Origin of the sequence: Nocardia amamiensis NBRC 102102, assembly GCF_001612745.1 — a bacterium.
In the GTDB taxonomy this organism is placed as follows: domain Bacteria; phylum Actinomycetota; class Actinomycetes; order Mycobacteriales; family Mycobacteriaceae; genus Nocardia; species Nocardia amamiensis.
The window spans coordinates 1-803 of sequence record NZ_BDBA01000412.1 but is presented as its reverse complement, the minus strand read 5'-3'; the positions used below and the strand labels follow the sequence as shown (position 1 = coordinate 803).

1 protein-coding gene is annotated in these 803 nt (G+C 66.4%); it reads left to right on the top strand.

Features of this window, described 5'->3' with window-relative positions; genetic code table 11:
• Positions 1–794 (top strand): transposase (locus tag NA4_RS38105; RefSeq protein ID WP_157129582.1); only part of this gene is annotated, 794 nt, incomplete at its 5' end.
• Between the last annotated feature and the right edge of the window lie 9 nt (positions 795–803).

The window sequence follows — 803 nt, the reverse complement described above, 5'->3', positions numbered from 1 at the left end:
GAACCGGCACCAAACGCGACGCCTCCTGGAACGGCTACAAGGTCCACCTCACCGAGACCTGCGAGCCCGACGCGCCACACCTGATCACCCAGGTCACCACCACGCCGGCCCCGGTCCCTGACATGGCGATGACCGCGGCGATCCACACCGGCCTGGCCGAGCGGGATCTGCTTCCCGACGTGCATCTGGTCGATGCCGGCTATATCGATGCAGACCTGCTTATAGCCGCGCAGCATGAGCATGGCGTCGAGTTGCTGGGCCCGGCGAAAGCGGCCACCGGCTGGCAAGCCGCGGTTGACGGCGGCTATACCCTGTCCGATTTCACGGTCGACTGGGACAAGGAGCAGGTGACCTGCCCGCAGGGCACCTGCTCCGGATCCTGGAAAGCCGATCGGTCCCAGGACGGGATCCCGGTCGTCAAAGTTCGATTCCCCAGCTCAGCGTGCCGATCCTGCCCCGCTCGGGAGCAGTGCACCCGCTCCAGTTCAGGTCGGCGGCTCACCCTGCGGTATCGCGCCCAGCACCAGGCCCTCCAACTCGCTCGCGCCGAACAACAGACCGAGCAGTGGCAACAGCGCTACCAGCACCGCGCGGGCGTGGAAGGCACTATCGCTCAAGGTATCCGAGCCTGCGGCCTGCGCCGCTCCCGCTATCGCGGCCTTGCCAAAACCCGCCTCCAGCACCTGCTGACCGCTGCGGGCATCAACCTCAACCGACTCAACTGCTGGTGGGAAACGACATCTTTCGCTCCCACCCGGACATCACACTTCGCTGCGCTCAGGCCAGCCGCCTGACGACACACT